Below are 23467 nucleotides of genomic sequence, written 5' to 3' on the forward strand. Positions count from 1 at the left end.
GCAGCCCGTTTCCGGCCGGAGACTGCGCCTTGTTCGAATCACACGACCACGAGGTACCCCATGCCCATCCTCACCCAGTTGCCCGGCGGCAGCGTCTGCTGGCCCGCGGCGTCGCTGCCCAGCGCCGCGCGGGACGTGCGGCATGCCCGCACCGACGTCCGCCGCCCGCGCGGCAGCGCCCGCACGCTGGCCGGCACCACGCGCTGGGAGGGCCGCCAGGCCGGCGTCAGCGCCTGGATGGAGTGGGGCTGGATCGAGGTCGGCGACGGCACCGTCGTGCAGGCGGACCCGCTGGCCGTGCGCTCCAACGTGCTGCTGCTGGACGAGCGCGGCCGGCCGCTGCTGTCGCCGCGCCTGAAGGCTGCGCTGGCCACGCTGGTCTACCTGCTGCCCTGGCAGGGCCCGGTGCTGGCGGCGCTGCGCGCGGCCGAGCCCCGGCTGGCGGCCTGACAAGCGCCTGAGAAGCGCCGCGGCCCGGCGCGTCAGGCGCCGCGCAGCGCGGCGGCGTCCGCGGCCAGCCGGGTGATGCGCGCCCAGTCCTTGGCGTCGAGGGCGTCCTGCGGCGTCAGCCAGGAGCCGCCGCAGACGCGGACGTTGGGCAGCTTCAGGAACTGCGGCGCGGTCTCCGGCGAGATGCCGCCGGTCGGGCAGAAGGCCACGTCCGGGAACGGGCCGGCCAGCGCCTTCAGCAGGTTCACGCCGCCGACGGCGACGGCCGGGAACAGCTTCAGGAAGCCGAAGCCCGCCGCGTTGGCCTGCATCACCTCGGACGCGGTGGACACGCCCGGCAGCAGCGGCAGGCCCTCGCGCTCGCAGGCCGCCGCGAGCGCGTCGGTGTAGCCGGGGCTGACGCCGAACTGGCAGCCAGCGTTCTTCGCGTTGGCAACGTCCTGCGGCGTGCGCAGCGTGCCGGCGCCGACGATGGCGCCGGGGACTTTCGCCATCGCCTCCATCGCCTGCAAGGCGACCGGCGTGCGCAGCGTCACTTCGAGCACCTTGACGCCGCCGGCCACCAGGGCCTCGGCCAGCGGCACGGCGTCTTCCAGGCGCTGGATGACGATGACGGGGATGACGGGGCCGTGGCTGGCCAGGCTCAGGGTTTCAAGCATGGGGATCTCACTCACAACCAGGTGACGGCGCCCTCTTCGGCGCTCAGGACATTGCGGCGCAGGCCGGCGAAGAGTTCGCGGCCGAGGCCGTGGGCGTTGACCTCGGCCTCGGCCGGGGTCAGCGTGGCGGGTTCGCGGGCGTTCCATTCATCGTCGGCCACCAGCGCCTGCAGCGTGCCGGCGATGCCGTCCACGCGCACCGGGTCGCCGTCGCGCAGCCGCGCCAGCGGCCCGCCGGCCAGCGCCTCGGGGCTGACGTGGATGGCCGCCGGCACCTTGCCGGAGGCGCCGCTCATGCGGCCGTCGGTGACCAGCGCGACCTTGAAGCCCTTGCCCTGCAGCACGGCCAGCGGCGGCGTCAGCTTGTGCAGCTCGGGCATGCCGTTGGCGCGCGGGCCCTGGAAGCGCACGACGACGACCACGTCGCGCTCCAGCTCGCCGGCCTTGAAGGCGGCCAGCATGGCCTCCTGCGTCGTGAAGACGCGGCACGGCGCCTCGACGACGTGGCGGTCCTCCGGCACGGCCGAGATCTTGATGACGGCGCGGCCCAGGTTGCCGGCCAGCAGCTTGAGGCCGCCGGTGGCGCTGAAGGGCGCGGCGGCGGTGCGCACGACGCCGTCGTCCGGGCTCGCGGCGGGCAGCGCCTCGCGCACGACCTCGCCGCCGGCGTCCGCAGCCACCGGCACGAAGGCGTAGGCGCGCAGCGAGTCGCCGCCGACGCTGAGCACGTCCTCGTGCATCAGGCCGGCGTCCAGCAGCTCGCGGATGACGAAGCCGGGGCCGCCGGCGGCCTGGAACTGGTTCACGTCGGCGCTGCCGTTGGGGTAGACGCGCGCCAGCAGCGGCACGACGGCGGACAGCGCCGAGAAGTCGCTCCAGTCGATCAGGATGCCGGCCGCGCGCGCGACGGCGACCCAGTGGATCAGGTGGTTGGTCGAGCCGCCCGTGGCCAGCAGCGCGACCATCGCGTTGACGATGCAGCGCTCGTCCACGACGTGGCCGATGGGCCGGGCCGCCTGGCCGGGCAGGCGGCCGCTGATGCGCAGCGCCGCGCCGACGGCCTCGCGCGTCAGCGCCTCGCGCAGCGGGTCGTGCGGGTGGACGAAGGCGCTGCCCGGCACGTGCAGGCCCATGGCCTCCAGCAGCATCTGGTTGCTGTTGGCCGTGCCGTAGAAGGTGCAGGTGCCGGCGCCGTGGTAGGCGGCGGACTCGCTGGCCAGCAGCTCGTCGCGGCCGACCTTGCCCTGCGCGTACAGCTCGCGCACCTTGGCCTTGTCGGCATTCGAGATGCCCGTGCCCATCGGCCCGGCCGGCACGAACACGCAGGGCAGGTGCCCGAAGTGCAGCGCGCCGATCAGCAGGCCCGGCACGATCTTGTCGCAGATGCCCAGCAGCAGCGCGGCGTCGAACACGTCATGCGTCAGCGCGATGGCGGTGCTCATCGCGATGGTGTCGCGCGAGAACAGGCTCAGCTCCATGCCGGGCAGGCCTTGCGTGACGCCGTCGCACATCGCCGGCACGCCGCCGGCCACCTGCACGGTGGCGCCGCGGCGCTGCGCCTCGGCGCGGATCAGCCCGGGGTAGTGCTCATAGGGCTGGTGGGCCGACAGCACGTCGTTGTAGGCCGTGACGACGCCCAGATGCGGTGCCTTCTCGGCGACGATGCGCAGCTTGTCGTCGCCCGGCAGCGCCGCGACGGCATGCGCCACGTTGGCGCAGCCCATGCGCTCGAACCCGCGCTGGCGGTGGCTGAGCTGGGCGATGCGGGCCAGGTAGTCGCCGCGCAGCGGGGCGCTGCGCTCGCGGATGCGCTCGGTGACTTGGCTCAGGATGGTGTTCATGCGGGTCTCCTTGGGTCGGGCGTGTAACCGCGCCCGTGGAAAACAGGTAACCATATTACTTCGTCACGGCCCGTCCTGGGTTACGCCGCAGGTACGGCGTGCCAACATGCGGGCGATGTCCCACCCCTCCCCTGGCCTGCAGGCCACGCTGGCGCACTGGCGGGCCGGCGGCGGCGACCTGCTGCTGTTCGCCTACGGCTCGCTGATCTGGCGGCCCGACCTCGAGTTCAGCGAGGCCCTGCCCGCCCGCGTGCCGGGCTGGCACCGCAGCCTGCGCATGCGCTCGCGCGTGAACCGCGGCACGCCGCAGCAGCCGGGCCTGGTGCTGGCGCTGATGTCGGGCGGCAGCTGCCGCGGGCTGGTCTACCGCGTGCCGCGGGCCGACGGCGAGGCCGTGCTGCCGCTGCTGTGGGAGCGCGAGATGCCCAACGGTGGCGTCTACGAGCCGCGCTGGCTGCGCTGCGACACGCTGTGCGGCCCGCTGCGCGCGCTGGCCTTCACGCTGCCGCGCCGCAGCCCGAACTGGACGGGCGCGCTGCCCGACGCCGAGCTGCTGCACATCCTGCGCCATGCGCGCGGCCGCTACGGCACGACGCTGGACTACCTGCTGCGCACCGTGCAGGGCCTGCGCGAGCACGGCATCCACGACGCCGAGCTGGAGCGCCAGGCCCGGCTGGCCGCGCGGCATGGCCTGTGCGCGCCGCTCTGAGCCTGTTCTGACACACTACGGCCCCGCATGGCCACCAGCCCCCAGCCCCTCCACCCCGTCCCCGACTGGGCGGACCACGAAAAGCCCACGCTGCCGGGCTCGCCCTCCATGCCCTGGCACCCGCCGTGGCGGCGCATCGCCTACGCGCTGGTGTCGCTGCTGGTGACCATCACCGGCGGCTTCGGCAACGGGCTGGTCGCGGCCAACCTGCCGCTGATCCAGGGCCAGTTCGGCCTGACGCCCTCCGAGGGCGCCTGGCTGCCGGCGGCCTATGTGATGGTCAACGTGACGACCGCGCTGCTGGTGGTCAAGTGCCGGCAGCGCTTCGGCATCCGCTGGTTCGCCGAGATCGGGCTGACCATCTACGCCGTGCTGTCGCTGCTGCACCTGTACGCCGGCGGCTACCCGACGCTGCTGGCGCTGCGCGCCGCCAGCGGCCTGGCCGGCAGCGCCTGCAGCACGCTGGGCATGCTCTACATGCTGCAGAGCCTGCCGCGCGTGCACACCGGCCGCGCGCTGGCGCTGGCGCTGGGCGCGGGCCAGCTGGCGCTGCCGCTGGCCTGGGTCGTCTCGCCCGCGCTGCTCAACCTCGGCGACGGCAGCCTGCACCACCTGCACCTGTTCGAGGCCGGGCTGGCGCTGTGCAGCCTGGCCGCGGTCGTCGTGCTGAAGCTGCCGCCGGGCATCCAGATCGCGGTGTTCGAGCCGCTGGACTTCCTCACCTTCGCGCTGGTGGCGCCCGCCGTGGCGATGGTGGTGGCCGTGCTGTCCCAGGGCTATCTGCACTGGTGGACGGACACGCCCTGGCTGGGCTGGCTGCTGGTGGCGGCGCTGCTGCTGATGACGGTGGCCATCCTGATCGAGCACCACCGCGCCAACCCGCTGATCCAGACGCGCTGGTTCGCCAACGCGGCCACGCTGCGCTTCGCGCTGGGCTGCCTGATCCTGCGCTTCCTGACGGCCGAGCAGTCGGCCGGCGCGGTCGGCCTGCTGCGCACGCTGGGCATGGGGCCGGACCAGATGCAGCCGCTGTTCGCCGTCGTGCTGGCCGGCACGGTGCTGGGCGCGCTGGCCTGCGCGGCCACCTTCTCGCCGCGCGCGACCATCCCGCAGATCCTGCTGGCGATCGCGCTGTTCGCCGCCGCCGGGCTGCTGGACCACCACCGCACCAGCCTCGACCGGCCGCAGGACTTCTTCGTCAGCCAGTTCCTGCTGGCCTTCGGCTCGGGCATGTTCCTCGGGCCGCTGCTGCTGATCGGCCTGCAGCAGGCGCTGAAAAACGGCCCGGCCTACATCATCACGTTCTCGGTGCTGTTCTCGGTCACGCAGACGATGGGCGGGCTGTTCGGCGCGGCCGTGCTGAACACCTACCAGGTCTACCGGGAGCACGAGTTCTCGGCCGCGCTGGTGGCCCGGCTGGACCGCGCCGACCCGCAGGTCGCGCAGCGCCTCGCGCAGCAGGGCGCGGCGCTGGGCGCCGTGGTGGCCGACCCGGTGCTGCGCGCCGCGCAGGGCACGGCCCAGCTCGCCCAGGCCGCGCGCCGCGAGGCCAATGTGCGCGCCTACAACGACGTCTTCATGTTCAGCGCCGTCACCGCCATCGCCTACCTGCTGTGGGCGCTGGGCCGGCGCAGCCTCGCCCTCTGGGCGCAGTGGCGGGAACAGCGCCGCTCCGCCCCGACCCCGCCCTCCCCCACCGCCACCCCCGCACGCCCATGAGCACCGCGTCGCCCACCCCGCCCCCGCGCGACATCACCGAGACCGACCTGCCGCTGCCCGCCGACGGCGCCGGCAACAGCCCGCCGCCGCCCGCGCCGCCGCCACCGGCGCCCCAGGCCCCGCCCGCGCCGCCGTCCAAATACCTGAAGGCCTCGGCCACCGCCATCGCCGTGATGGCCGTGGTGGCGCTGGCCGGCGTCACGCTGATCCTGCGCGCCTGGGAGCTGGGGCCCTTCGACACCCGCGTCGAGGCCACCGACAACGCCTATGTGCGCGGCGCGGTGACGGTGCTGTCGCCGCAGGTCAACGGCTACGTCGTCGAGGTGCTGGCGCAGGACTTCGCGCAGGTGCGCGCCGGCCAGCCGCTGGTGCGCATCGACGACCGCCTCTACGCCGCCGCCGTCGCGCAGGCCGAGGCGCAGCGCGCCAATGCGGCGGCCCAGCTCGACAACTTCGCGCAGGCGCAGGCGCAGAACCAGGCCACGCTGGCCGCCGCGCGCGCCACGCTGGCCTCGGCCGAGGGCGAGCAGGCCCGCGCCGCGGCCGAGCTGCAGCGCGTGGAGGAGCTGTCCGGGCGCGGCTCGGTGTCGCTCAACGAGCGCGACCGCGTGCGCAGCAGCCGGCGGCTGGCGGCGGCCAACGTCGAGAAGGCGCGCGCCGAGGTCCGCATCGGCGAGGAACGCATCAAGGCCACGACCGTCGGCCGCGCCGGGCTGCAGGCCCAGGTGCAGGCGGCCGACGCGCAGCTGACGCAGGCGCGCGTCAACCTCGCCAACACCGTCATCCGCGCGCCGGCCGACGGCCAGGTCAGCGAGGTGTCCGTGCGGCTGGGCCAGTACGCCAGCGCCGGCTCGCAGCTGCTGTTCCTGGTGCCGCAGCAGCACTGGGTCATCGCCAACTTCAAGGAGACGCAGACCGGCCGCATGCAGGTCGGCCAGCCCGCCGTGCTGCGCGCCGACGCGCTGCGCGGCGTGGAGCTGCGCGGCCACATCCAGCAGATCGCGCCGGCCACCGGCTCGGAGTTCAGCGTGCTGAAGGCCGACAACGCCACCGGCAACTTCACCAAGGTCGTGCAGCGCCTGCCGGTGCGCATCGCGCTGGACCCGGGCCAGCCCGACGCGGCGCGGCTGCGGCCGGGCATGTCGATGGTGGTGCGCGTGGACACGGCCGCAGCGGCCTCGGGAGCGGCGCGATGAGGCGGCTGCTCGGCGCGGCGGCGCTGGCGCTGTCCGGCTGCGCGCTGCCGCCGCTGCCCGAGGCGCCCGCGCCGCTGGCGCCGCCCGCCGCCTGGCAGGACAGCGCGCCCGCCGCCGCTGCCGAACTGCGCGCCGACTGGTGGCGCGGCTTCGGCGACGCGGCGCTGGACGAGCTCGTCGCCCAGGCCCTGGCCCACAACACCGACCTGCTGCTGGCCGGCGCGCGCCTGGCCGAGGCCCGCGCCGCGCTGGCCGCCAGCCGCGCCGCCGAAGGCCCGCAGCTCAACGCCGTGCTGGGCCTGCAGACCTCGCGGACGCTGCAGCCCACCGGCATCTCCGAGTCGCGCGCCGTGCAGCCGGGGCTGGCCGCGTCGTGGGAGCTGGACCTGTGGGGCCGGGAGCGCGCGCTGACCCGCACCGCCGAGCTGCGCGCCGACGCGAGCCGGGCCGAGCGCGACGGCATGGCCCTCAGCGTCGCGGCGCTGACGGTGCAGTCCTATGTGTCGCTGCGTGCCCAGCAGGCCCAGCTCGCGCTCGCGCGCCGCACGCTGGACTCGCGCGCCGAGGCGCTGCGCCTGGCCGAGGACCAGGCCCGCACCGGCTACATCTCGCAACTGCAGCTGACCCAGGCGCAGGCCGAACACGCGGCGGTCGCGCAGACCCTGCCGGCGCTGGAGCTGGCGATCCGGCGCCAGCAGCAGGGGCTGGCCCTGCTGACCGGCCGCCCGGCCCTCGACCCACCGCTGCCGCCGGGGCGTGGTTTCGACGACCTGGCGCTGCCGCTGCCGCCCGCCGGCCTGCCCTCGGCGCTGCTGGCGCGCCGCCCCGACATCGCCCAGGCCGCCTTGCAGCTCGCCGCCAGCGATGCGACGCTGGCCGCCCGCCGCGCCGCCTTCCTGCCGCAGCTCAACCTCAGCGCCAGCGCGGGCGAGCTGTACGTCAGCGGGCTGCGCTACGACCCCGTGCACGTCTGGAGCCTGGGCGCCAGCGTGCTCGCGCCGCTGTTCGACGCGGGCCGGCTGCGGGCGCAGTTCGACGCCGCCACCGCGCAGCGCGACCAGGCCGCCCTCGCCTACCGCGGCCGCGTGCTGGCGGCGCTGGCCGAGGTGGAGAACGCGCTCGCCGGCCTGGAGCGCCTGGGCCGCCAGCGCCAGCTCGCACAGCAGCGCCGCGACGTGCTGGCGCGCTCGCTCGGCTATGCGCACGACCGCTACCAGGCCGGCTACGCCGGCTACCTGGAGGAACTGGACGCCCAGCGCAACCTCTATGCGCAGGACAACGAGCTGATCCGGCTGCGCCAGGCCGAGCTCGACAACCAGCTGGCGCTGGTGCGCGCGCTGGGCGGCGGCTGGCGGCGCGAGCCCTGACGCCCCCGGCTCAGCGGCCCAGCCGCGCCGCCTCGGCCGGGGCCGCGCCGGCATGGATGCCGGGGTCGTCCACGTCGATGGGCTGGGCCGCGTAGCGCGCCACCAGCCGCCGCGTGCCCCCGTCGCCCTGCAGGGCCATCAGTTCCGAGAACAGCTCGGTGCCGAAGCCGACCGGGTCGCCCTGGATGCCGCGGTGCTGGGCGTAGCAGACGGGGTACTGCTCCAGCCCGCGCGCCACGGCCACCAGGGTGGCCGGCTGCACCTCCGGCATGTCCGCCGGCAGGATGAGCCAGCCGTCGGCGTCCCCGGTGGCGCCGACGCCGGCCACGATGGCATGGCCCATGCCCACCGGCAGCGGCCGGCCGTTGGCATCGCGCTCGGGCAGCGTCACGACGTCGCGGGCGGCGACGAACTTGTGCGCCACGGGCGCGAGCGCGGGCGTGGCCACCACCACCACCGGCAGCTGCGTGGCAATCGCATGGCGCAGCGTGCGGGCCAGCAGGGTGTCCGCGCCAGGCTGGCCGCCCGGGTGCGAGCCCCGGCCACGGAAGCGGCTGCCCAGGCCCACGGCCAGCACGACGATGGCGGGGCGTCGTTTCGTCATCACGGGGAACCATTCTCGCGGATGCTGCGGTGCCGCAAGCATGCCCACTGCCCCGGCGTTCAAGAAGCTGGGGCGTTCACCTAGGGGAAGGTCTGCATACTTCGGCTCCATGAGCAAACTGAGTGACTTCCGCAAGAGCTACGAACTGGGGGAACTGGACGAGGCCGAGGCCGCGGACGGCCCGTTCGCCCTCTTCGACCGCTGGATGGACGAGGCCATCGCGCACGACGTGTCCGAGCCCACCGCGATGACCGTGGCCACCGTCGGTGCGGACGGCCGGCCCTCCACCCGCGTCGTGCTGCTCAAGGGCAGCGACGCGCGCGGCATGGTCTGGTTCACGAACTACGAAAGCCGCAAGGGCCGCGAGCTGGCCCACAACCCCTGCGCGGCGCTGCAGTTCCACTGGGTGGAGATGGAGCGCGTGGTGCGCATCGAGGGCCGGGTGGAGAGGACCTCGGCCGAGGAGTCCGACGACTATTTCAAGAGCCGGCCGCTGGACTCGCGCCTGGGCGCCTGGGCGTCGCCGCAGAGCCAGGTGATCGGCTCGCGCGCTGTGCTGGTCGCCAACGCGGCCAAGGCCGCCGCGCAGCACGGCCTGAACCCGCCGCGGCCGCCGCACTGGGGCGGTTTCCGGCTGGTGCCGGACCGCTTCGAGTTCTGGCAGGGCCGCCGCTCGCGGCTGCACGACCGGCTGGTGTTCCGCCTGGACGGCGGCCGCTGGCTGCGCGAGCGCCTGGCGCCCTGATCGACTCAGTGGACGGCCAGGCCCTCTTCCACGCGGTAGTAGAGGCCGTAGGGGTCGTCCGTCAGCACGGCCAGCTGGCCTTCCACGACGACCGGCTCCAGCGTGTAGCGCACCGGCTTTTTCGTGCGCACCTCCACCAGCCCCTCGGGGCCGGCGGGCACGCAGAACGAGCAGGTGGTGGGCACGGACGACAGCAGGAAGTGCTGCTGCCGGTCGCCCACCTCCAGCGGCATCATGAAGCCCTGCACCTTGACCGTCTTGCGGTCCAGCGCCTGCACGGCCGTGGGGAAGACCGGCACCAGCTTCTTCTTCTCGGCCTTGGCCGTGACCTGGGACAGCAGCTTCCACGACACGATGTCGGCCCGTTCCTCCAGCGGCTTGAAGGGGCTGCGCGGGTCGTGGTAGCCGGGGCCCTGGCCGAGGGCGGGCGGCGTCTGGGCAAACGCGGCACCGGCGGCGAGCAGGGCGGCGGCGGCGAAGGATTTCATGGCGGGTCGGCGTGGGGTGGCAGAACGGGCCTCGCCATTGTGCCGCCGGGCGGGCTGCGGGCCGGCATGACGGCGCAGCCCCCGAGCGCCGGCGGCCGCGTCAGTGAGCTGCGGCGAGCAATTCGCCGCGAGGCAGCTTGGCGGCACCGACGTCGAAGGTGACGAAACGGGTCCGGCCCAGATGTGCGGCCCGCGCGTTGAGCAGGCAATCGGCGAAATCGGCCGCCGGATGCTGAGCCCAGACGTAGAGGGCCTCCTCGAGCGTCGGCTCGTGTTCGATGACGACGCCTTTCGCCTCGAGCAGCTGCGCGAACGCGGCGGCAATCGAGGCCTTGTCGAGCTGGTAGCGGCTGCGGAGCACCCACTCGGCCTCGAGCAGTACCAGCAGCACGATGAGCACCGGCTCATCCGCAGCCGCCGCCTGCTCGACGAGGCGCCTGGCCGCCGCGAACTGCATCTCATCGTCGCGCACGAGCAGGCGCACGAGCACGTTCGTGTCGATGGACACGCTCATGGGCGGCATCCCCTTCCGGCCTGCGGCCTGTTCCCTCAGCGGGGAGCGAGCCGGCTTGGGGCGGCCCGGCGCGGCGCTCATTCCGGCAGCCGCATCTCGTCGACGCCGACAGAAGGCTGGCCGGGCCGCGTGAGCAGGCCGGCCAGGTCGGCCAGGCGCCGCGTCTTGGCGCGCATGACGACCGTGCCGTCGGACAGCATCGTGAACGCCAGCTTGTCGCCGGCCTCGAGGCCGAGGCGGTCGCGAATTTCGCGCGGGATGGTGGTTTGCCCCTTGGCGGTCAGTGTCGCGTCTGCCATGCCGATTCCTTTCGTTTTGACGAATTGTAAGGATCGACGAATCCGGCACACGCTGGAGGGCATCCTTGCTTCACCGCGGCGCCTGCAGCAGCGTCGTCACGTCCAGCCGGTACGCCCGCCACGCCGGCCAGGCGGCGGCCAGCAGGGCCAGGCCGGCGGCCAGCAGCGGCACCGCCCATTCGGCCTCGCTGAAGCCCAGCGGCGCGAGGCGCAGCGACTGGCGCGCCGCCAGCAGCCGCTCCAGCAGCGCGACCAGGCCATGGCCCAGCGCCAGGCCCAGCACGGTGGCCAGCGCCGCCAGCAGCAGCGCCTCCAGCGCGATCAGCGCGGCGACGCGCGAGGCCGGCGCGCCCAGCATGCGCAGCATCGCCAGGTCGCCCTGGCGGGCGCGCACCGCATGCAGCAGCGCCACCCAGACGGACAGCCCGGCGGCCGCCAGCAGCACCAGGCCGAAGCCGCGCAGCACCTCGGTGCCGGCGCCCACCAGCCGCATCAGCCGCGCGGTCTCCAGCGCCGGAGCGGCCGACTGCAGGCCCTCCTGCGCATTGACCCAGCGCGGCAGCGAGACGGCCGCCAGCGGGCTGCGGTAGCGCACCAGCGCCAGCGTGATCTCGCGGTCATCGTCGTCATGGTCGGCGTGGCCAGGGTCTTCGTGATCCCCATGGGCTTCATGGGCTTCATGGGCGTCAGGGACCTCGCCGCCGTGGTGCCCGGCATGCACCTCCCACACCGAGGCCAGGTCGGTCAGCACCAGCCGGTCCAGCACGCTGCCGGACTCGGCCAGCACGCCGACGACCTCGAAGCGGTGGTCGCCATGCTCGCCGCCGCCGCCGGCCAGGCCGTGGCTGCCGGCGAAGCGGTCGCCCGGCTTCAGGCCGCTGGCGCGCGCGACCTCGGCGCCGAGCACCGCCTGCATCGGCCGGGTCCACAGCGCGCCCTGCCCGACCACCGCGCCGTACAGGCCGAGGTAGTCCGGCGTGGTGCCGACGATGCGCCAGCCGCGGAACGAGTCGCCCAGCGACAGCGGCACGACCTCGGCGACCAGTGGCTGGCGCTTCAGCAGGTCCAGCGTGGCCAGCGGGATGTTGCCGGTGGGCGTGTCCAGGTGGAACACGCCGGCCAGCATGATCTGCATCGGGCTGCCCTTGGCGCCGACGACCAGGTCGATGCCGGCCAGGTCGCGCTTGAGCCCGCCCTCGACCTGGGTGCTGGCGCGCAGCACGAAGGTGGCCGCCGCCAGGCCCAGCGTCAGCAGCAGCAGGTTGAGCGCCGTCGTCAGCGGGCTGGACCAGAGGTAGCGCCAGGCCAGCCGGATCACGACAGGCTCCCGGTGGACCAGGCCGTCGTGCGCTCGCCCGGCGCCCCGCCCGGCCCGCCGCCGCCGTCGCGGCCGCGCAGCGACAGCTGCACCACGTCGTCCCGCGCGCCCAGCGCCTCGACGACGCGGGCGTCGTGGCTGGCGATGACCAGCGTGCAGCCCTCGCGCTCGGCCGCGTCCAGCAGCAGCGCGAGCATGTGCAGCGTGTGCTCGTCGTCGAGGCTGGCGCTGGGCTCGTCGGCCAGCAGCAGCCGGGGCTTGCGCATCAGCGCGCGCGCCAGCGCCACGCGCTGCGCCTGGCCGACGCTGAGCTGGTGCGGGCGGCGGCCGGCCAGATCGGCGATGTCGAGCGCGGCCAGCAGCTCGGCGGCGCGCGCGGCCTGCGCGGCGTGGGCGCCCTGCCCTGCGGCCAGCGCCGGCAGCGCCAGGTTGCCGGCCACGGTCAGCGCGTCGCTGAGGTGCAGCCGCTGCGGCACCACGCCCAGCGTCGCGCCGCGCCAGGCGTCCAGCGCGCGCGGGCCCAGGCCCGGCAGCGCCGTGCCGGCCACGCTCAGCGTGCCCTGCTGCACGCGCAGCAGCCCGGCCAGCAGCGCCAGCAGCGTCGATTTGCCCGAGCCCGACGCGCCGCGCAGCAGCAGGTGGCGCCGCGGCGGCAGCGCGAAGTCGGCGTAGGCGATCTCGGCGCCGCCGGCATAGCGGTGGGCCAGCCCCTGCCAGGCCAGCATCAGGCCACCAGCCTCTGGAAGGTGGCCAGGAACTTGTCCACCTTGCCGGCGACGACGAAGGCGCAGTAGCCCTGGTCGGGATGCCGGGCGTAGTAGTGCTGGTGGTAGGCCTCGGCCGGGTGGTAGTTGGTCTCGGGCAGCAGTTCGGTGACGACGCGGCCGGCGTGCTCGTGGTTCAGCGCCGCCAGCATCTCGGCGGCGAGCAGGCGCTGCGCCTCGGTGTGCCAGTAGATGCCGGAGCGGTACTGGGTGCCGACGTCCGCACCCTGGCGGTTCAGCGAGGTCGGGTCGTGGATCACGAAGAACACCTCCAGCAGCTCGCGCAGCGAGAGCACGGCGGGGTCGAAGTCGATGCGCACCACCTCGGCGAAGCCGGTGTGGCCGCCGCAGACGCTCTCGTAGTCGGGCGCGGCGCCCAGGCCGTTGCTGTAGCCGTTCTCGACGCTGCGCACGCCGCGCACCCGCTCGTAGACGGCCTCCAGGCACCAGAAGCAGCCGCCGGCCAGGGTGATGCGTTCGAAAGGGATGTCGGTCATGGGGGTCTTCAAGAGGCGCCGAGGGACAGTTCGACGCGGGGGCGCCAGGCCTCGTCGCAGTCGGCGTCGCACACCTTGGGCGCGGAAAGGAACAGGCGGGCGTTCGGCGCGCCGCGCGCCAGCAGCGCGTCGCGCACGGCGGTGGCGCGGGCGTCGGCCAGCTGGCGCAGCGTGTCGCCGTCCACCGTGTAGCTGCCCATCAGCAGGCCGCGCATCTGCTCGGGCGGCAGCTCCTTGGGCAGGCCCAGCAGGTTCTTGGGCTTGTTGGGCAGCCGGGTGGCGGCGTACACGCGCCGGAGCGCCTCGTCGGGCGAGGCCGCCCCGCTGGCGGCCTCGGCGGCCAGCGCCTGGGCCAGGCGCTGCTCGCGCAGGGCCTGCTGCTCGGCGGCGATGCCGGCCCAGCCGGTCAGCGTGAGCTGCACGCCGGGCTTGTCGGCCAGCAGCCGGGCGATGCGCTCCAGCTTGTCGCCGGGCGCCAGCTCGGCGCTGCCGGGCGCGAAGGCCACCTGCGCCTCCTCGGGCGCGTCGCTGCCGCTGAACAGCGAGAACGGCGAGGTCAGCGCCTTGCCGATCAGGTTGAGCAGCAGCCGCCACACCAGTCCGCCGACGCTGAACTGCGGGTCGGCCAGCGAGCCGCTGACCGGCAGGTTCACGTCGATGACGCCGTCGCGGTCCTTCAGCAGCGCCACGGCGAAGCGCACCGGCAGCGTGGTGGCGCTGGGGCTTTCCACACGTTCGCCGAAGGTGAGCTGGTTCAGGATGATCTGGTTGCTCGCCACCAGCTGCCCGCCGGGCTCGACCTTGTAGTGCAGCTTGGTGGAGAGCTTGCCGCGCTCGATGGCGTAGCCCACGTACTTGGCGGCATAGGGCGACAGTGGCGCCATCTCGATGTCGCTGGCGTTGGCGTTCACGTCCATCACCAGCGGCGCGCCAGGCTTGAGCTGGCCGTCGATCTCCAGCAGGCCGGTGCCGGCCACCTTGCCGCGCACGCTCAGCGGCGCCGTCTGCGGGTTGGCCGACGAGAACGCGCCCAGCGTGCCCTCCAGTTCGCTGAGCCGGGCGCTGTAGCCGGGACGCACGAAGCGGTCGCTGAAGTCCACCAGGCCGCGGTTCACGCGGATGCGCTCGGCGGCGAACTCGGGCGCCAGGCGGCCGGCGGGGGCGGCCGCGGACGCCGGGGCGGACGGTGCCGATGCCGGTGCGGATGCGGCCGCATCGCCGGGCGCCGGGGCGGCCTCGGCCGGGCCGATGTCGCGCAGGTTGAAGCGGCCCTGCTCGTCGACGATGAGGCGGGCGTAGGCGTCGTCCAGCGTGGCGTCGCGCACGGCCAGCCGCGGCGGCGCGTCGGGCGCGAGCGTGAGCTTCAGGCCGTCGAGCTGCAGCGCCTGCCAGCTCAGCAGGTCTTCGCCGACCGCGCGCCGGCCGTCGATGACGCGGGCCTGCAGCAGAGCCAGCGGGCCGATGCGCACGTCGCCGCCCGCCGTCGCCTGCCAGCGGCCGTCGGGCTGGCGCGCGGCGGCCACGTCGGCTTGCAGGCCCAGCTCGGCATGCCGCAGGTGCAGGCCCCAGGCGGGGTCGAGGTAGGCGTCGAACAGCTGCAGCGGCAGCGCCTGGCTGCGCAGCTGCCCGGTGGCGGACAGCGGCGCCAGGCCGATGCGGCCGCTCCATTGCAGGCTGCCGGCGCCGGCGGCCACGGGCTGGTCGTTGTCGGCCAGCGGCGCCAGCTGCGCCGCGAGCTGCGCCTGCACCGGCGCATGGCTGGGCCAGCCGAGCGCGCCGAGCTGCAGCCGCAGCGCCTCCACCGCCAGCGCGACGGGCGCGACGCCGTCCGGGACGGCGGCATCGCGCCAGCGCAGCGCGCCGCGGTCCAGCGCCAGGCCGGCCAGGCGCAGCGTCCAGCCGGGGCCGGCGGCGGGTTCGGCCCGGTCGTCGGCCGGCAGCAGCGGCGCGAGGTTGAGCCGGCCGTCGCGGTCGCGGGCCAGCCGGGCGCGCGGCGCCTGCAGCTTCAGCGTGCCCAGCCGGGCTTCGCGCGCGCCGGGGTCGATCTCGGCCTGGTCCAGGTCGGCCGCGGCCAGCGTCAGCAGCGGCTGCCCGCCCAGCGCCAGGCGCGCATCGGCGACGTGCAGATCGCGCAGCGCCAGCCGGGCGCGCGCGGCGGCGCCGTCGGCCAGTGGGTCCTTGACGGCCAGCGCGGCCTTGCCGGACACCGCGCCCGCCAGCCGCGCGCCGCCGGGCAACGGCAGCCAGGCGGCCAGGCGCTCCACCGGCAGGCCGGCCAGCGTGGCGTCCACGTCCAGCGCGTCGGGCGCGAGCCGGGCCTGGGCGGCCAGCGTGGCCTGATCCAGGCGCAGGCTGGCGTCCAGCTGCGCCGGCTGCTTCAGCGGCCAGGCGGCGGCGCCCAGCTTGACGGCGATGGCGTCCAGCGTCAGGTCGCGCACGGTGAGGCGGCCGTCCCGCACCTCGACGCCGGCCACGCTGAACTGCCACGGCGCGGCCGCAGGGGCCGAAGCGGCGGCTGCGGCCGTGGCGGGCGGGCCATCCGGCAGCGGCCGCAGCCAGCCCTCGGGCGACTCCAGCACGAGGGTGCCGAACCCCGCCTGGCGGCGCAGCGGCTGCACGTCGGCCAGCGGCAGGCTGAGCCGCTGCCAGGCGAGCAGCGGCTGGCCGTCGGGCTGGTTCAGCGCCAGGTCCAGCAGCTGCACGGCGCCGCTGAGCTTCACGCCCGGCGCCTGGCCGGCGTGCTCGGCGAAGTCCAGCGCCAGGTCCACGTCGAGCCGGCCCCGGGCCAGGCGCACGGGCAGGCTGGCCGGCAGGTAGGCGGCCAGCGGCGCCAGGTCCAGCCCGGCGAGCTTCAGCGACAGCCGGGCGCTGGCCGCGTCGCCGAACGGCAGCGCCTCGGCATGGCTGGCGAAGGCCACGCCGTCCAGCTGGCCGCTCAGGCTGGGCTGCACCTTGACCTGCACGTCCGCCTCCAGCGTCGAGACGAAGGGCAGCGCCAGGCGCAGCTCGGCCAGCTCGTGCTGGCGCTGCACGGGCCGGTCGTCGAACAGCAGCCGGCCCTCGGTCAGCTCGATGTTGTAGACGGCGAACTCGGGGGCGGGTTCGTCCGGCGCGCCGGGCTGGGCGGCGAAGCGCTGGATCAGGTCGTCGATGTCGTAATGCCCCTCGGCCACGCGCGCCAGGCGCAGCTCGGGCCGCGTCAGCGCCAGCGACTCGATGACGACGCGGCCGCGCAGCAGCGAGCGCAGCGACAGCGCGGCGTCCACCTTGGCCAGCGTCAGCAGCGGCGGCCGGTCCGGCGCGGCGCCGCCGATGCGCAGGTCCTCGGCCACCACGGCCAGCCGCCAGGGCTCGAAATGGGACTGGCCGATGTGCACCGGGCGGCCCAGCGCCTCGGTGGCCAGCGCGACGCCGCGGCCCGCCACCCAGCCGGGCAGCAGCAGCGTGACCAGCAGCAGCAGCAGGCTGCCCAGCGCGGCGACGGCGGTCAGGGCCCAGAGGGCGATGCGGACGGGAGAGCGGGGAGCGGTTTTCACGGTGGCCGCATTATTGATGTGGGCGATGATGCCGGCCGTGCCGCTGCCCATGCTCTACGCCTCCGCCAAGACCCTGCTGCTGGCCGCACTGCTGCCGCCCGCGCCGCTGCTGGCGCTGGCCGCCTGGGGCGGCTGGCGGCTGCACCGGCGCCGCCGGGGCGGCGGCTGGCTGCTGGGGCTGGCGCTGCTGGGGGTGTGGCTGTCGGCGACGGAGGCGGCCGGCGAGTTGCTGATGCGCGCCGCCGGCCCGCCGCCGCTGCTGGCCCCGGCGCAGGTCGACGCGCTCAAGGGGCGGCCGGACGGCGCCGTGCTGGTGCTGGGCGGCGGCGTGGAGCGCCATGTGCCCGAGCTGGGCGCGGCCAGGCTGGCCCCGATCACGGCGCAGCGGCTGGCCTATGGCGCCTGGATCGCCCGGCGCAGCGGCTGGCCGCTGGCGTTCTCGGGCGGCATCGGCTGGATGGCGACGGAGCTGCGCCAGTCCGAGGCCAGCGTCGTCGCCCGCGTCGCCGCGCAGGACCACGGCCTGCCGCTGCGCTGGGCCGAGGACCGCTCCCGCGACACGCGCGAGAACGCGGCCAACACGCTGCCGCTGCTGGCGCGCGCGGGCGTGCGGCAGGTGGTGCTGGTCACCCACGACGCCCACATGCGCCGCGCGCTGCGCGCCTTCGAGGCGGCGGCCGGGCCGCTGGGCATGCGCATCATTGCCGCGCCCACCGGGCTGCGCGACGATGCGCTGGGCAGCGTCGCCGACTGGCTGCCCTCCACCGGCGGCTTCGCCCGGGTGCGCTACGTGGCCTATGAGACGCTGGCCTGGTGGGCCGGCCGCTGAGTGCGGCCCGGCTGCTTTGCTGCGGGCCGGCCAAATGGAAGCCCCGCCGGGCGGTGAGGCCGGGCGGGGCCGGGTGGTGGCGGGGCCACCGTGGGGCTCAGCGGCGATGTGCCGGTGGGCGCCTGGCGCTCAAGGATGGCGCCGGAGGTTGTGCCTGAAAAGGCCTGCCAACAATAGGCGAGGCGCGGCGGCCCTTCAAGGGAAGAGTTGCCCGAATAGCGCTTCGGCCCGGGCCGTGACCTCGGGCGGCAGCGTGATGCCGCGGCCCCACTCGCGGTCGGTCTCGCCGGGCCATTTGTTCGTCGCGTCCAGCCCCATCTTGCCGCCCAGGCCGCTGACGGGGGACGCGAAGTCCAGGTAGTCGATGGGCGTGTTGTCCACCAGCGTGGTGTCGCGCACCGGGTCCATGCGGGTGGTGATGGCCCAGACCACTTCCTGCCAGTTGCGCGTGTCGATGTCCTCGTCCACGACGACGATGAACTTCGTGTACATGAACTGCCGCAGGAAGCTCCAGATGCCGAACATCAGCCGCTTGGCATGGCCCGGGTAGGCCTTTTTGATGGAGACGATGGCCATGCGGTAGCTGCAGCCCTCGGGCGGCAGGTAGAAGTCGACGATCTCCGGGAACTGCTTCTGCAGGATGGGCACGAACACCTCGTTCAGCGCCACGCCCAGGATGGCCGGCTCGTCGGGCGGCTTGCCGGTGTAGGTGGAGTGGTAGATCGGGTTGGCGCGCTGGGTCTGGCGGGTGATCTCGAAGACCGGGAACCAGTCCTGCTCGTTGTAATAGCCGGTGTGGTCGCCGAACGGGCCTTCGAGCGCGTGCAGGTAGCCGCCCTTCTCCTTCAGCGGCACGCCCCGCTCGCTGACGCCCGTGAAGCCCGGCGCGGCGGGCGGGATGCGGCCCTCCAGCACGATCTCGGCCGAGGCCGGCGCCTGCAGGGGCTGGCCATGGCCGACGCCGGTGTCGACCAGCTCGGTGCGCGAGCCGCGCAGCAGGCCGGCGAACTGGTATTCGGACAGCGAATCCGGCACCGGCGTCACGGCGCCGAGGATGGTGGCCGGGTCCGCGCCCAGCGCCACGGCGATCGGGAAGGGCTCGCCCGGGTGGGCCAGCGCGAAGTCGCGGAAGTCCAATGCACCGCCCCGGTGCGCCAGCCAGCGCATGATGACCTGGCGGGGTCCAATCAGCTGCTGGCGGTAGATGCCGAGGTTCTGGCGCGGCCGCGCGGGCCCGCGGGTGATCACCAGACCCCACGTGATCAGGGGGGATGCGTCGTCCGGCCAGCAGGTCTGGATGGGCAGCCGGCCGAGGTCGATGTCGCGGCCTTCCAGCACCTCTTCCTGGCAGGCCGCGCGGCGCTGCACGGCGGGCTTCATGTCCCACAGCGCGCGGGCCATCTGCAGCAGTTTTCCGGCGTCCTTCAGGCCCTTCGGCGGGTCGGGTTCCTTGAGGCTCGCGAGCACCCGGCCGACATCCCGCAAATCGGCCAGAGACCCAGCGCCCATGCCGAGTGCGACGCGACGCGTTGTCCCGAAAAGGTTGGTCAAGGCGGGGGTGGAAAACCCGGTCGGCGACTCGAACAGCAGGGCCGGGCCGCCGGCCCGCAGCACGCGGTCGCTGAGGGCCGTCATCTCCAGCACAGGCGAGACTTTTTCACGCACGCGCCGCAGCTCGCCGAGGCCTTCCAGGCCGGCCATGAAGTCGCGCAGGTCTCTGTATTTCATAACAAGAAGTAATTTTGAACCGGTCAAACAGCCTTGACTGGTTATCTACGGTTCGTAAAATTCGCACGCTTCGGGTTTCTACCGAACCCAGCCCGACCGGGTCCGCCGGGCACGCGAGTGCCGCAGGACCCGTCCATGGACCGGGAAATTATCACCGTCGCCCCACCCGGGCCGCCGCCGCCGCGGCCGCCCGTGGCGGGTTGCGACACAAGGGAGTCGCATGACGTCACGTCAAAACCTCATCAGCCTGTTCGGCCTCGTGCGGGCGTCGGCGTCGCTGTTCGTCAAGGACATCGGCAACGGCCTGCTGGTGGTCAGCCACAACACGCTGGCGCTGGTCGGGCTGGCGGTGGTGTCGGCGCTGGTGGTGTTCGCCAGCCAGGCCGGCCTGCAGCAGCAGATCGAATCCGCCACGCTGGGCTGGCTGAGCGCCCGCCAGGAGGCCCGCGCCGAGGCCGAGGGCAACACGCTGCTGGCCGCCGCCGAGCCGGACGCCATCACCCGCGCCACCGCCGCGGACCCGCGCGCGCTGAGCCGCCAGCAGGCCGCCGTCGCGCACTGGCTGGCGCGCCGCTACCGCGTGGCGCCGGAGCCCGTCAGCCGCCTGGTGCAGGAGGCCTGGGCCGTGGGCCAGCGCGCCAAGGTCGAGCCGACGCTGATCCTGGCCATCATGGCCATCGAGTCCGGCTTCAACCCGTTCGCGCAGAGTGCCGTGGGCGCGCAGGGCCTGATGCAGGTCATGACCCGCGTCCACGACGACAAGTACGAGGCCTTCGGCGGCACGCACGCCGCGTTCGACCCGGTCACCAACCTGCGCGTGGGCGTGCAGGTTCTGATGGACTGCATACGGCGCGCCGGCAGCCTGGAAGAGGGCTTGCGCTACTACGTGGGCGGCGCCAACCTGCCGATGGACACCGGCTACACCGCCCGCGTGCTGGCCGAGCATGACCTGCTCAAGTCCGTCGCCGCCGGCCGGGCCGTGCCGCCCAACACGACGGCGCGGCCGGCGCTGCGCGAGGCCCCCGTGGTCGAGGCGCCGACGGTGGAGGCCGCGTCGGCACCCGCCGGCGAGTCGGCCCAGGTCGCGCTGCTGCGCTGACATACACTGCCTGCTCACGCGACTGGCGATCAGGGGCACGAGCTGCCCCGAGGTGGGCCACCACCGGGGAGCGTGAGTCGGCCGCCGCGGCCGTTTTCAGCCGTTCGCCTGGGCAGCTCCGACGTCCCGGAGCCCAACGCCTGACTTCGTCACACCGCCATGTTTGACCGCAACACGTCCACCCTCGCCCTGGTCGATCCCGAGATCGCCGCCGCCATCCAGCACGAGAACCGCCGCCAGGAAGAGCACATCGAGCTGATCGCCAGCGAGAACTACACCTCGCCGGCCGTCATGCAGGCCCAGGGCAGCCAGCTGACCAACAAGTACGCCGAGGGCTACCCGGGCAAGCGCTACTACGGCGGCTGCGAGTACGTGGACGTGGTCGAGCAACTCGCCATCGACCGCCTGAAACAGCTCTACGGCGCCGAGTTCGCCAACGTGCAGCCCAACAGCGGCTCACAGGCCAACCAGGGCGTGTTCTTCGCGCTGCTGCAGCCGGGCGACACCATCATGGGCATGAGCCTGGCCGAAGGCGGCCACCTGACGCACGGCATGGCGCTGAACATGAGCGGCAAGTGGTTCAACGTGATCTCCTACGGCCTGAACGCCAAGGAGGAGATCGACTACGACGCGATGGAAGCGCTGGCCCGCGAGAAGAAGCCCAAGCTCATCATCGCCGGCGCGTCGGCCTACTCGCTGCGCATCGACTTCGAGCGCTTCGGCAGGATCGCCAAGGAGATCGGCGCCTATTTCATGGTGGACATGGCCCACTACGCCGGCCTGATCGCCGCAGGCGCCTACCCCAACCCGCTGCCGCATGCCGACGTGGTGACCTCGACCACGCACAAGAGCCTGCGCGGCCCGCGCGGCGGCATCATCCTGACCAATGACGAGGCGATCGCCAAGAAGATCAACTCGGCCATCTTCCCCGGCATCCAGGGCGGCCCGCTGATGCACGTCATCGCCGGCAAGGCCGTGGCCTTCAAGGAGGCGCTGACGCCCGAGTTCAAGGCCTACCAGGAACAGGTGGTCAAGAACGCCAAGGTGCTGGCCGACACGCTGATCGAGCGCGGCCTGCGCATCGTCTCCGGCGGCACCGAGAGCCATGTGATGCTGGTGGACCTGCGCCCCAAGAACCTGACCGGCAAGGAGGCCGAGGCCATCCTGGGCGCGGCCCACATGACCTGCAACAAGAACGGCATCCCGAACGACCCGCAGAAGCCCATGGTCACCAGCGGCATCCGCCTGGGCACGCCGGCGATGACGACGCGCGGCTTCAAGGAGGAGCAGGTGCGCCAGACGGCCCACCTGATCGCCGACGTGCTCGACAAGCCGCACGACGAGGCCAACCTGGCCGCCGTGCGCGAGAAGGTCGCCGCGCTGACGGCCGCCTTCCCGGTCTACCGCGGCTGACCGGCGACCGACCGCCCGCGCCGTGCGCTGCCCGTTCTGCTCTCACACGGAAACCCAGGTCGTCGAGACGCGGGAGTCCGACGAGGGCGACGCCATCCGGCGCCGGCGCCGCTGCCTGTCCTGCGACAAGCGCTTCACGACCTATGAGCGGGCGGACATCGCCCTGCCCTCGGTCGTCAAGAAGGACGGGCGGCGCGCCGATTTCGACCCCGCCAAGCTGCGCGCCTCCATGCAACTGGCGCTGCGCAAGCGGCCGGTCAGCGTCGAGCAGATCGACGCGGCCCTGAACCGCATCGAGGAAAAGCTGCTCGCCAGCGGCGCGCGCGAGATCGCGTCCACCCGGCTGGGCGAACTGGTCATGCGCGAGCTCAAGCGCATCGACAAGGTCGCCTACGTCCGCTTCGCATCGGTCTACCGCAGCTTCGAGGACGTCGACGAGTTCCGCCAGCTGATCCGGGAAATCTGACCCCGGGTCCACCCTCCCCCCGTCGGAGGGAGGCCGGTGCGGGCACCCCCACCCTCCCCCGCCGCCCCGCCCACGGAGGGAAAGACGCGGCCAGGGCCGCTTCCTAGAGTTCGTTCATCCGCAACGCACCGAGGAAGCCGCCATGAACCGCACCGCCAGCCCCCGCCGCCAAGCCCGTGGTTTCACCCTGGTGGAGCTGTGCGTCGGGGTCGGCATCGGCGCCACGCTGCTGGGCCAGGCCATCCCGGCGATGACCCAGTTGCGCCAGGAGCAACTGCTGCGCGCCACCGCCGACACGCTGGCCGCCGACCTGCGCTTCGCCCGCAGCGAGGCCGCCCGCCTCGGCGAGGCCGTCCACTTCCGCGTCAGCGCCCGCGGCGCCCAGGCCTGCTACCTGCTGCACACCGGCGCGCCCAGGGACTGCGACTGCGCGGGCGGCCAGGCCGCCTGCAAGAGCACCGACAGCGCGGTGCTGAAGGCCGAGTGGCTGCCCGCCCAGCAGCCGCTGACGCTGAGCAGCAATGCCGAGACGCTGCAGTTCCAGCACCGCCAGGGCCTGGTCACGCAGACCGGCAGCGTCGAGGTCGCGCTGGAGAACGGCCCCGGCATCCGCCAGGTGATCGCGATCACCGGGCGCGTGCGCAGTTGCTCGACCGGCGGCAAGCTCGGCCGCCTGCCCCGCTGCTGACCCCCCAATTCGTGGGGGCCGCGACCGACGGTCAACGCCGCCGGACGAGCGGCAGGGCCATGGAGTGAAAATTCCACACATGCGCCAATCCAGCCGTCCGCCACGAGGCTTCACCCTGATCGAACTGATGGTGACGCTGGTGATCGTCGGCATCCTGGCGGCCATCGCCTACCCCAGCTACACCTCTGCCGTGAAGCGCAGCCGGCGCGCCGACGCGGCGGCGGTCCTCACCGCGGTGATGCAGGCGCAGGAGCGCTACCGCACCAACCACACCGCCTACACCGACAGCCTGGACACGCTGCAGGTCAGCCCGGCGGCCATCACCCGGTACTACACCGTCGCCATCACCGGCATCGGCGCCACGCCCAGCCTCACGGGCGGCTACATCGCCACGGCCACGGTCAAGTCCGGCACGGCGCAGGCCACCGACACCGACTGCGAGAAGCTCGCCGTCCAGGTGAACGGCGCCCAGGTGAAGTACCTGGGCTACAAGAGCTCGAGCACCGAGAACAACACGGCCTGCTGGGCCCGCTGAGCC

General features: G+C 73.8%; 23 protein-coding genes and 1 riboswitch. Of the genes, 12 read left to right on the forward strand and 11 right to left on the reverse strand.

What is annotated here, in order from left to right; all coding sequences use genetic code 11:
- The first annotated feature begins 60 nt into the window (after nucleotides 1–60).
- Complete coding sequence (locus QM788_RS15170; protein ID WP_415662296.1) at nucleotides 61–450, forward strand: hypothetical protein; 390 nt, start codon at nucleotides 61–63, stop codon at nucleotides 448–450.
- A gap of 32 nt (nucleotides 451–482) precedes the next feature.
- Here the strand turns inward: QM788_RS15170 and eda are convergent, their stop codons facing one another.
- The gene (gene eda / locus QM788_RS15175) at nucleotides 483–1109 is read right to left on the reverse strand and encodes a bifunctional 4-hydroxy-2-oxoglutarate aldolase/2-dehydro-3-deoxy-phosphogluconate aldolase (protein ID WP_415662297.1); all 627 of its coding nucleotides are present in this window, start codon (nucleotides 1107–1109) and stop codon (nucleotides 483–485) included.
- Nucleotides 1110–1120: 11 nt separating this feature from the next.
- The gene (gene edd, locus QM788_RS15180) at nucleotides 1121–2950 is read right to left on the reverse strand and encodes a phosphogluconate dehydratase (RefSeq protein WP_415662298.1); all 1830 of its coding nucleotides are present in this window, start codon (nucleotides 2948–2950) and stop codon (nucleotides 1121–1123) included.
- Between the two features lie 115 nt (nucleotides 2951–3065).
- Here edd and QM788_RS15185 point away from each other — a divergent pair, with 115 nt between their 5' ends.
- The 4 genes from QM788_RS15185 to QM788_RS15200 are packed head-to-tail and all read left to right on the forward strand — an operon-like array spanning nucleotide 3066 to nucleotide 7941.
- Nucleotides 3066–3659, forward strand: a complete 594-nt coding sequence (locus QM788_RS15185; RefSeq protein WP_415662299.1) for a gamma-glutamylcyclotransferase — start codon at nucleotides 3066–3068, stop codon at nucleotides 3657–3659.
- A 27-nt stretch (nucleotides 3660–3686) separates the two neighbouring features.
- Nucleotides 3687–5378, forward strand: coding sequence for an MFS transporter (locus tag QM788_RS15190; RefSeq protein ID WP_415662300.1), 1692 nt, complete (start codon nucleotides 3687–3689; stop codon nucleotides 5376–5378).
- Entirely contained in the window at nucleotides 5375–6574 is a 1200-nt protein-coding gene (locus QM788_RS15195) for an HlyD family secretion protein (RefSeq protein ID WP_415662301.1), read from the forward strand. Before QM788_RS15190 ends, QM788_RS15195 begins: the two co-directional genes overlap by 4 nt.
- Entirely contained in the window at nucleotides 6571–7941 is a 1371-nt protein-coding gene (locus QM788_RS15200; protein WP_415662302.1) for an efflux transporter outer membrane subunit, read from the forward strand. Before QM788_RS15195 ends, QM788_RS15200 begins: the two co-directional genes overlap by 4 nt.
- A gap of 10 nt (nucleotides 7942–7951) precedes the next feature.
- On the opposite strand, the gene QM788_RS15205 is transcribed toward QM788_RS15200, so the two are convergent.
- Nucleotides 7952–8545: a nucleotidyltransferase family protein gene (locus QM788_RS15205; protein ID WP_415662303.1), complete on the reverse strand. Its 594-nt coding sequence runs from the start codon at nucleotides 8543–8545 to the stop codon at nucleotides 7952–7954.
- A 109-nt stretch (nucleotides 8546–8654) separates the two neighbouring features.
- On the opposite strand from QM788_RS15205, the gene pdxH reads away from it, so the two are divergent.
- The gene (gene pdxH, locus QM788_RS15210) at nucleotides 8655–9290 is read left to right on the forward strand and encodes a pyridoxamine 5'-phosphate oxidase (protein WP_415662304.1); all 636 of its coding nucleotides are present in this window, start codon (nucleotides 8655–8657) and stop codon (nucleotides 9288–9290) included.
- 5 nt (nucleotides 9291–9295) lie between these two features.
- Here the strand turns inward: pdxH and QM788_RS15215 are convergent, their stop codons facing one another.
- The 7 genes from QM788_RS15215 to QM788_RS15245 form a co-directional block, all read right to left on the reverse strand.
- Nucleotides 9296–9778, reverse strand: a complete 483-nt coding sequence (locus QM788_RS15215; protein WP_415662305.1) for a DUF3299 domain-containing protein — start codon at nucleotides 9776–9778, stop codon at nucleotides 9296–9298.
- Nucleotides 9779–9878: 100 nt separating this feature from the next.
- A complete protein-coding gene (locus tag QM788_RS15220) occupies nucleotides 9879–10292 on the reverse strand; it encodes a PIN domain-containing protein (RefSeq protein WP_415662306.1) in 414 nt (137 codons plus the stop codon).
- Between the two features lie 77 nt (nucleotides 10293–10369).
- The gene (locus tag QM788_RS15225; protein ID WP_415662307.1) at nucleotides 10370–10591 is read right to left on the reverse strand and encodes an AbrB/MazE/SpoVT family DNA-binding domain-containing protein; all 222 of its coding nucleotides are present in this window, start codon (nucleotides 10589–10591) and stop codon (nucleotides 10370–10372) included.
- 70 nt (nucleotides 10592–10661) lie between these two features.
- Entirely contained in the window at nucleotides 10662–11909 is a 1248-nt protein-coding gene (locus QM788_RS15230; RefSeq protein ID WP_415662308.1) for an FtsX-like permease family protein, read from the reverse strand.
- On the reverse strand, nucleotides 11906–12634 hold the full coding sequence (locus tag QM788_RS15235; protein ID WP_415662309.1) for an ATP-binding cassette domain-containing protein: 729 nt from the start codon (nucleotides 12632–12634) through the stop codon (nucleotides 11906–11908). Before QM788_RS15235 ends, QM788_RS15230 begins: the two co-directional genes overlap by 4 nt.
- On the reverse strand, nucleotides 12634–13170 hold the full coding sequence (gene msrA / locus QM788_RS15240; RefSeq protein ID WP_415662310.1) for a peptide-methionine (S)-S-oxide reductase MsrA: 537 nt from the start codon (nucleotides 13168–13170) through the stop codon (nucleotides 12634–12636). Before msrA ends, QM788_RS15235 begins: the two co-directional genes overlap by 1 nt.
- A gap of 8 nt (nucleotides 13171–13178) precedes the next feature.
- A complete protein-coding gene (locus QM788_RS15245; RefSeq protein WP_415662311.1) occupies nucleotides 13179–16706 on the reverse strand; it encodes a DUF748 domain-containing protein in 3528 nt (1175 codons plus the stop codon).
- Nucleotide 16707: 1 nt separating this feature from the next.
- Here QM788_RS15245 and QM788_RS15250 point away from each other — a divergent pair, with 1 nt between their 5' ends.
- Nucleotides 16708–17535 carry a YdcF family protein gene (locus QM788_RS15250; protein WP_415662312.1) on the forward strand — a complete coding sequence of 276 codons (828 nt, stop codon included), beginning with the start codon at nucleotides 16708–16710 and terminating at the stop codon, nucleotides 17533–17535.
- Nucleotides 17536–17730: 195 nt separating this feature from the next.
- Here QM788_RS15250 and QM788_RS15255 read toward each other — a convergent pair whose 3' ends face one another.
- The gene (locus tag QM788_RS15255) at nucleotides 17731–19263 is read right to left on the reverse strand and encodes a UbiD family decarboxylase (protein ID WP_415662313.1); all 1533 of its coding nucleotides are present in this window, start codon (nucleotides 19261–19263) and stop codon (nucleotides 17731–17733) included.
- A 220-nt stretch (nucleotides 19264–19483) separates the two neighbouring features.
- Here QM788_RS15255 and QM788_RS15260 point away from each other — a divergent pair, with 220 nt between their 5' ends.
- From QM788_RS15260 to QM788_RS15280, 5 genes are all read left to right on the forward strand, one after another.
- Nucleotides 19484–20362: a transglycosylase SLT domain-containing protein gene (locus tag QM788_RS15260; protein ID WP_415662314.1), complete on the forward strand. Its 879-nt coding sequence runs from the start codon at nucleotides 19484–19486 to the stop codon at nucleotides 20360–20362.
- An 8-nt stretch (nucleotides 20363–20370) separates the two neighbouring features.
- Nucleotides 20371–20483, forward strand: a riboswitch (ZMP/ZTP riboswitch).
- Between the two features lie 38 nt (nucleotides 20484–20521).
- A complete protein-coding gene (gene glyA, locus QM788_RS15265) occupies nucleotides 20522–21775 on the forward strand; it encodes a serine hydroxymethyltransferase (protein WP_415662315.1) in 1254 nt (417 codons plus the stop codon).
- Between the two features lie 22 nt (nucleotides 21776–21797).
- A complete protein-coding gene (gene nrdR / locus QM788_RS15270; RefSeq protein ID WP_415662316.1) occupies nucleotides 21798–22241 on the forward strand; it encodes a transcriptional regulator NrdR in 444 nt (147 codons plus the stop codon).
- 142 nt (nucleotides 22242–22383) lie between these two features.
- Nucleotides 22384–22929 (forward strand): GspH/FimT family pseudopilin, encoded by a 546-nt coding sequence (locus QM788_RS15275; protein ID WP_415662317.1) that lies wholly within the window; start codon nucleotides 22384–22386, stop codon nucleotides 22927–22929.
- A gap of 79 nt (nucleotides 22930–23008) precedes the next feature.
- Complete coding sequence (locus tag QM788_RS15280; RefSeq protein ID WP_415662318.1) at nucleotides 23009–23464, forward strand: type IV pilin protein; 456 nt, start codon at nucleotides 23009–23011, stop codon at nucleotides 23462–23464.
- Nucleotides 23465–23467 lie beyond the last annotated feature (3 nt).

Origin of the sequence: Roseateles sp., from assembly GCF_047654785.1 — a bacterium.
In the GTDB taxonomy this organism is placed as follows: domain Bacteria; phylum Pseudomonadota; class Gammaproteobacteria; order Burkholderiales; family Burkholderiaceae_C; genus Pelomonas.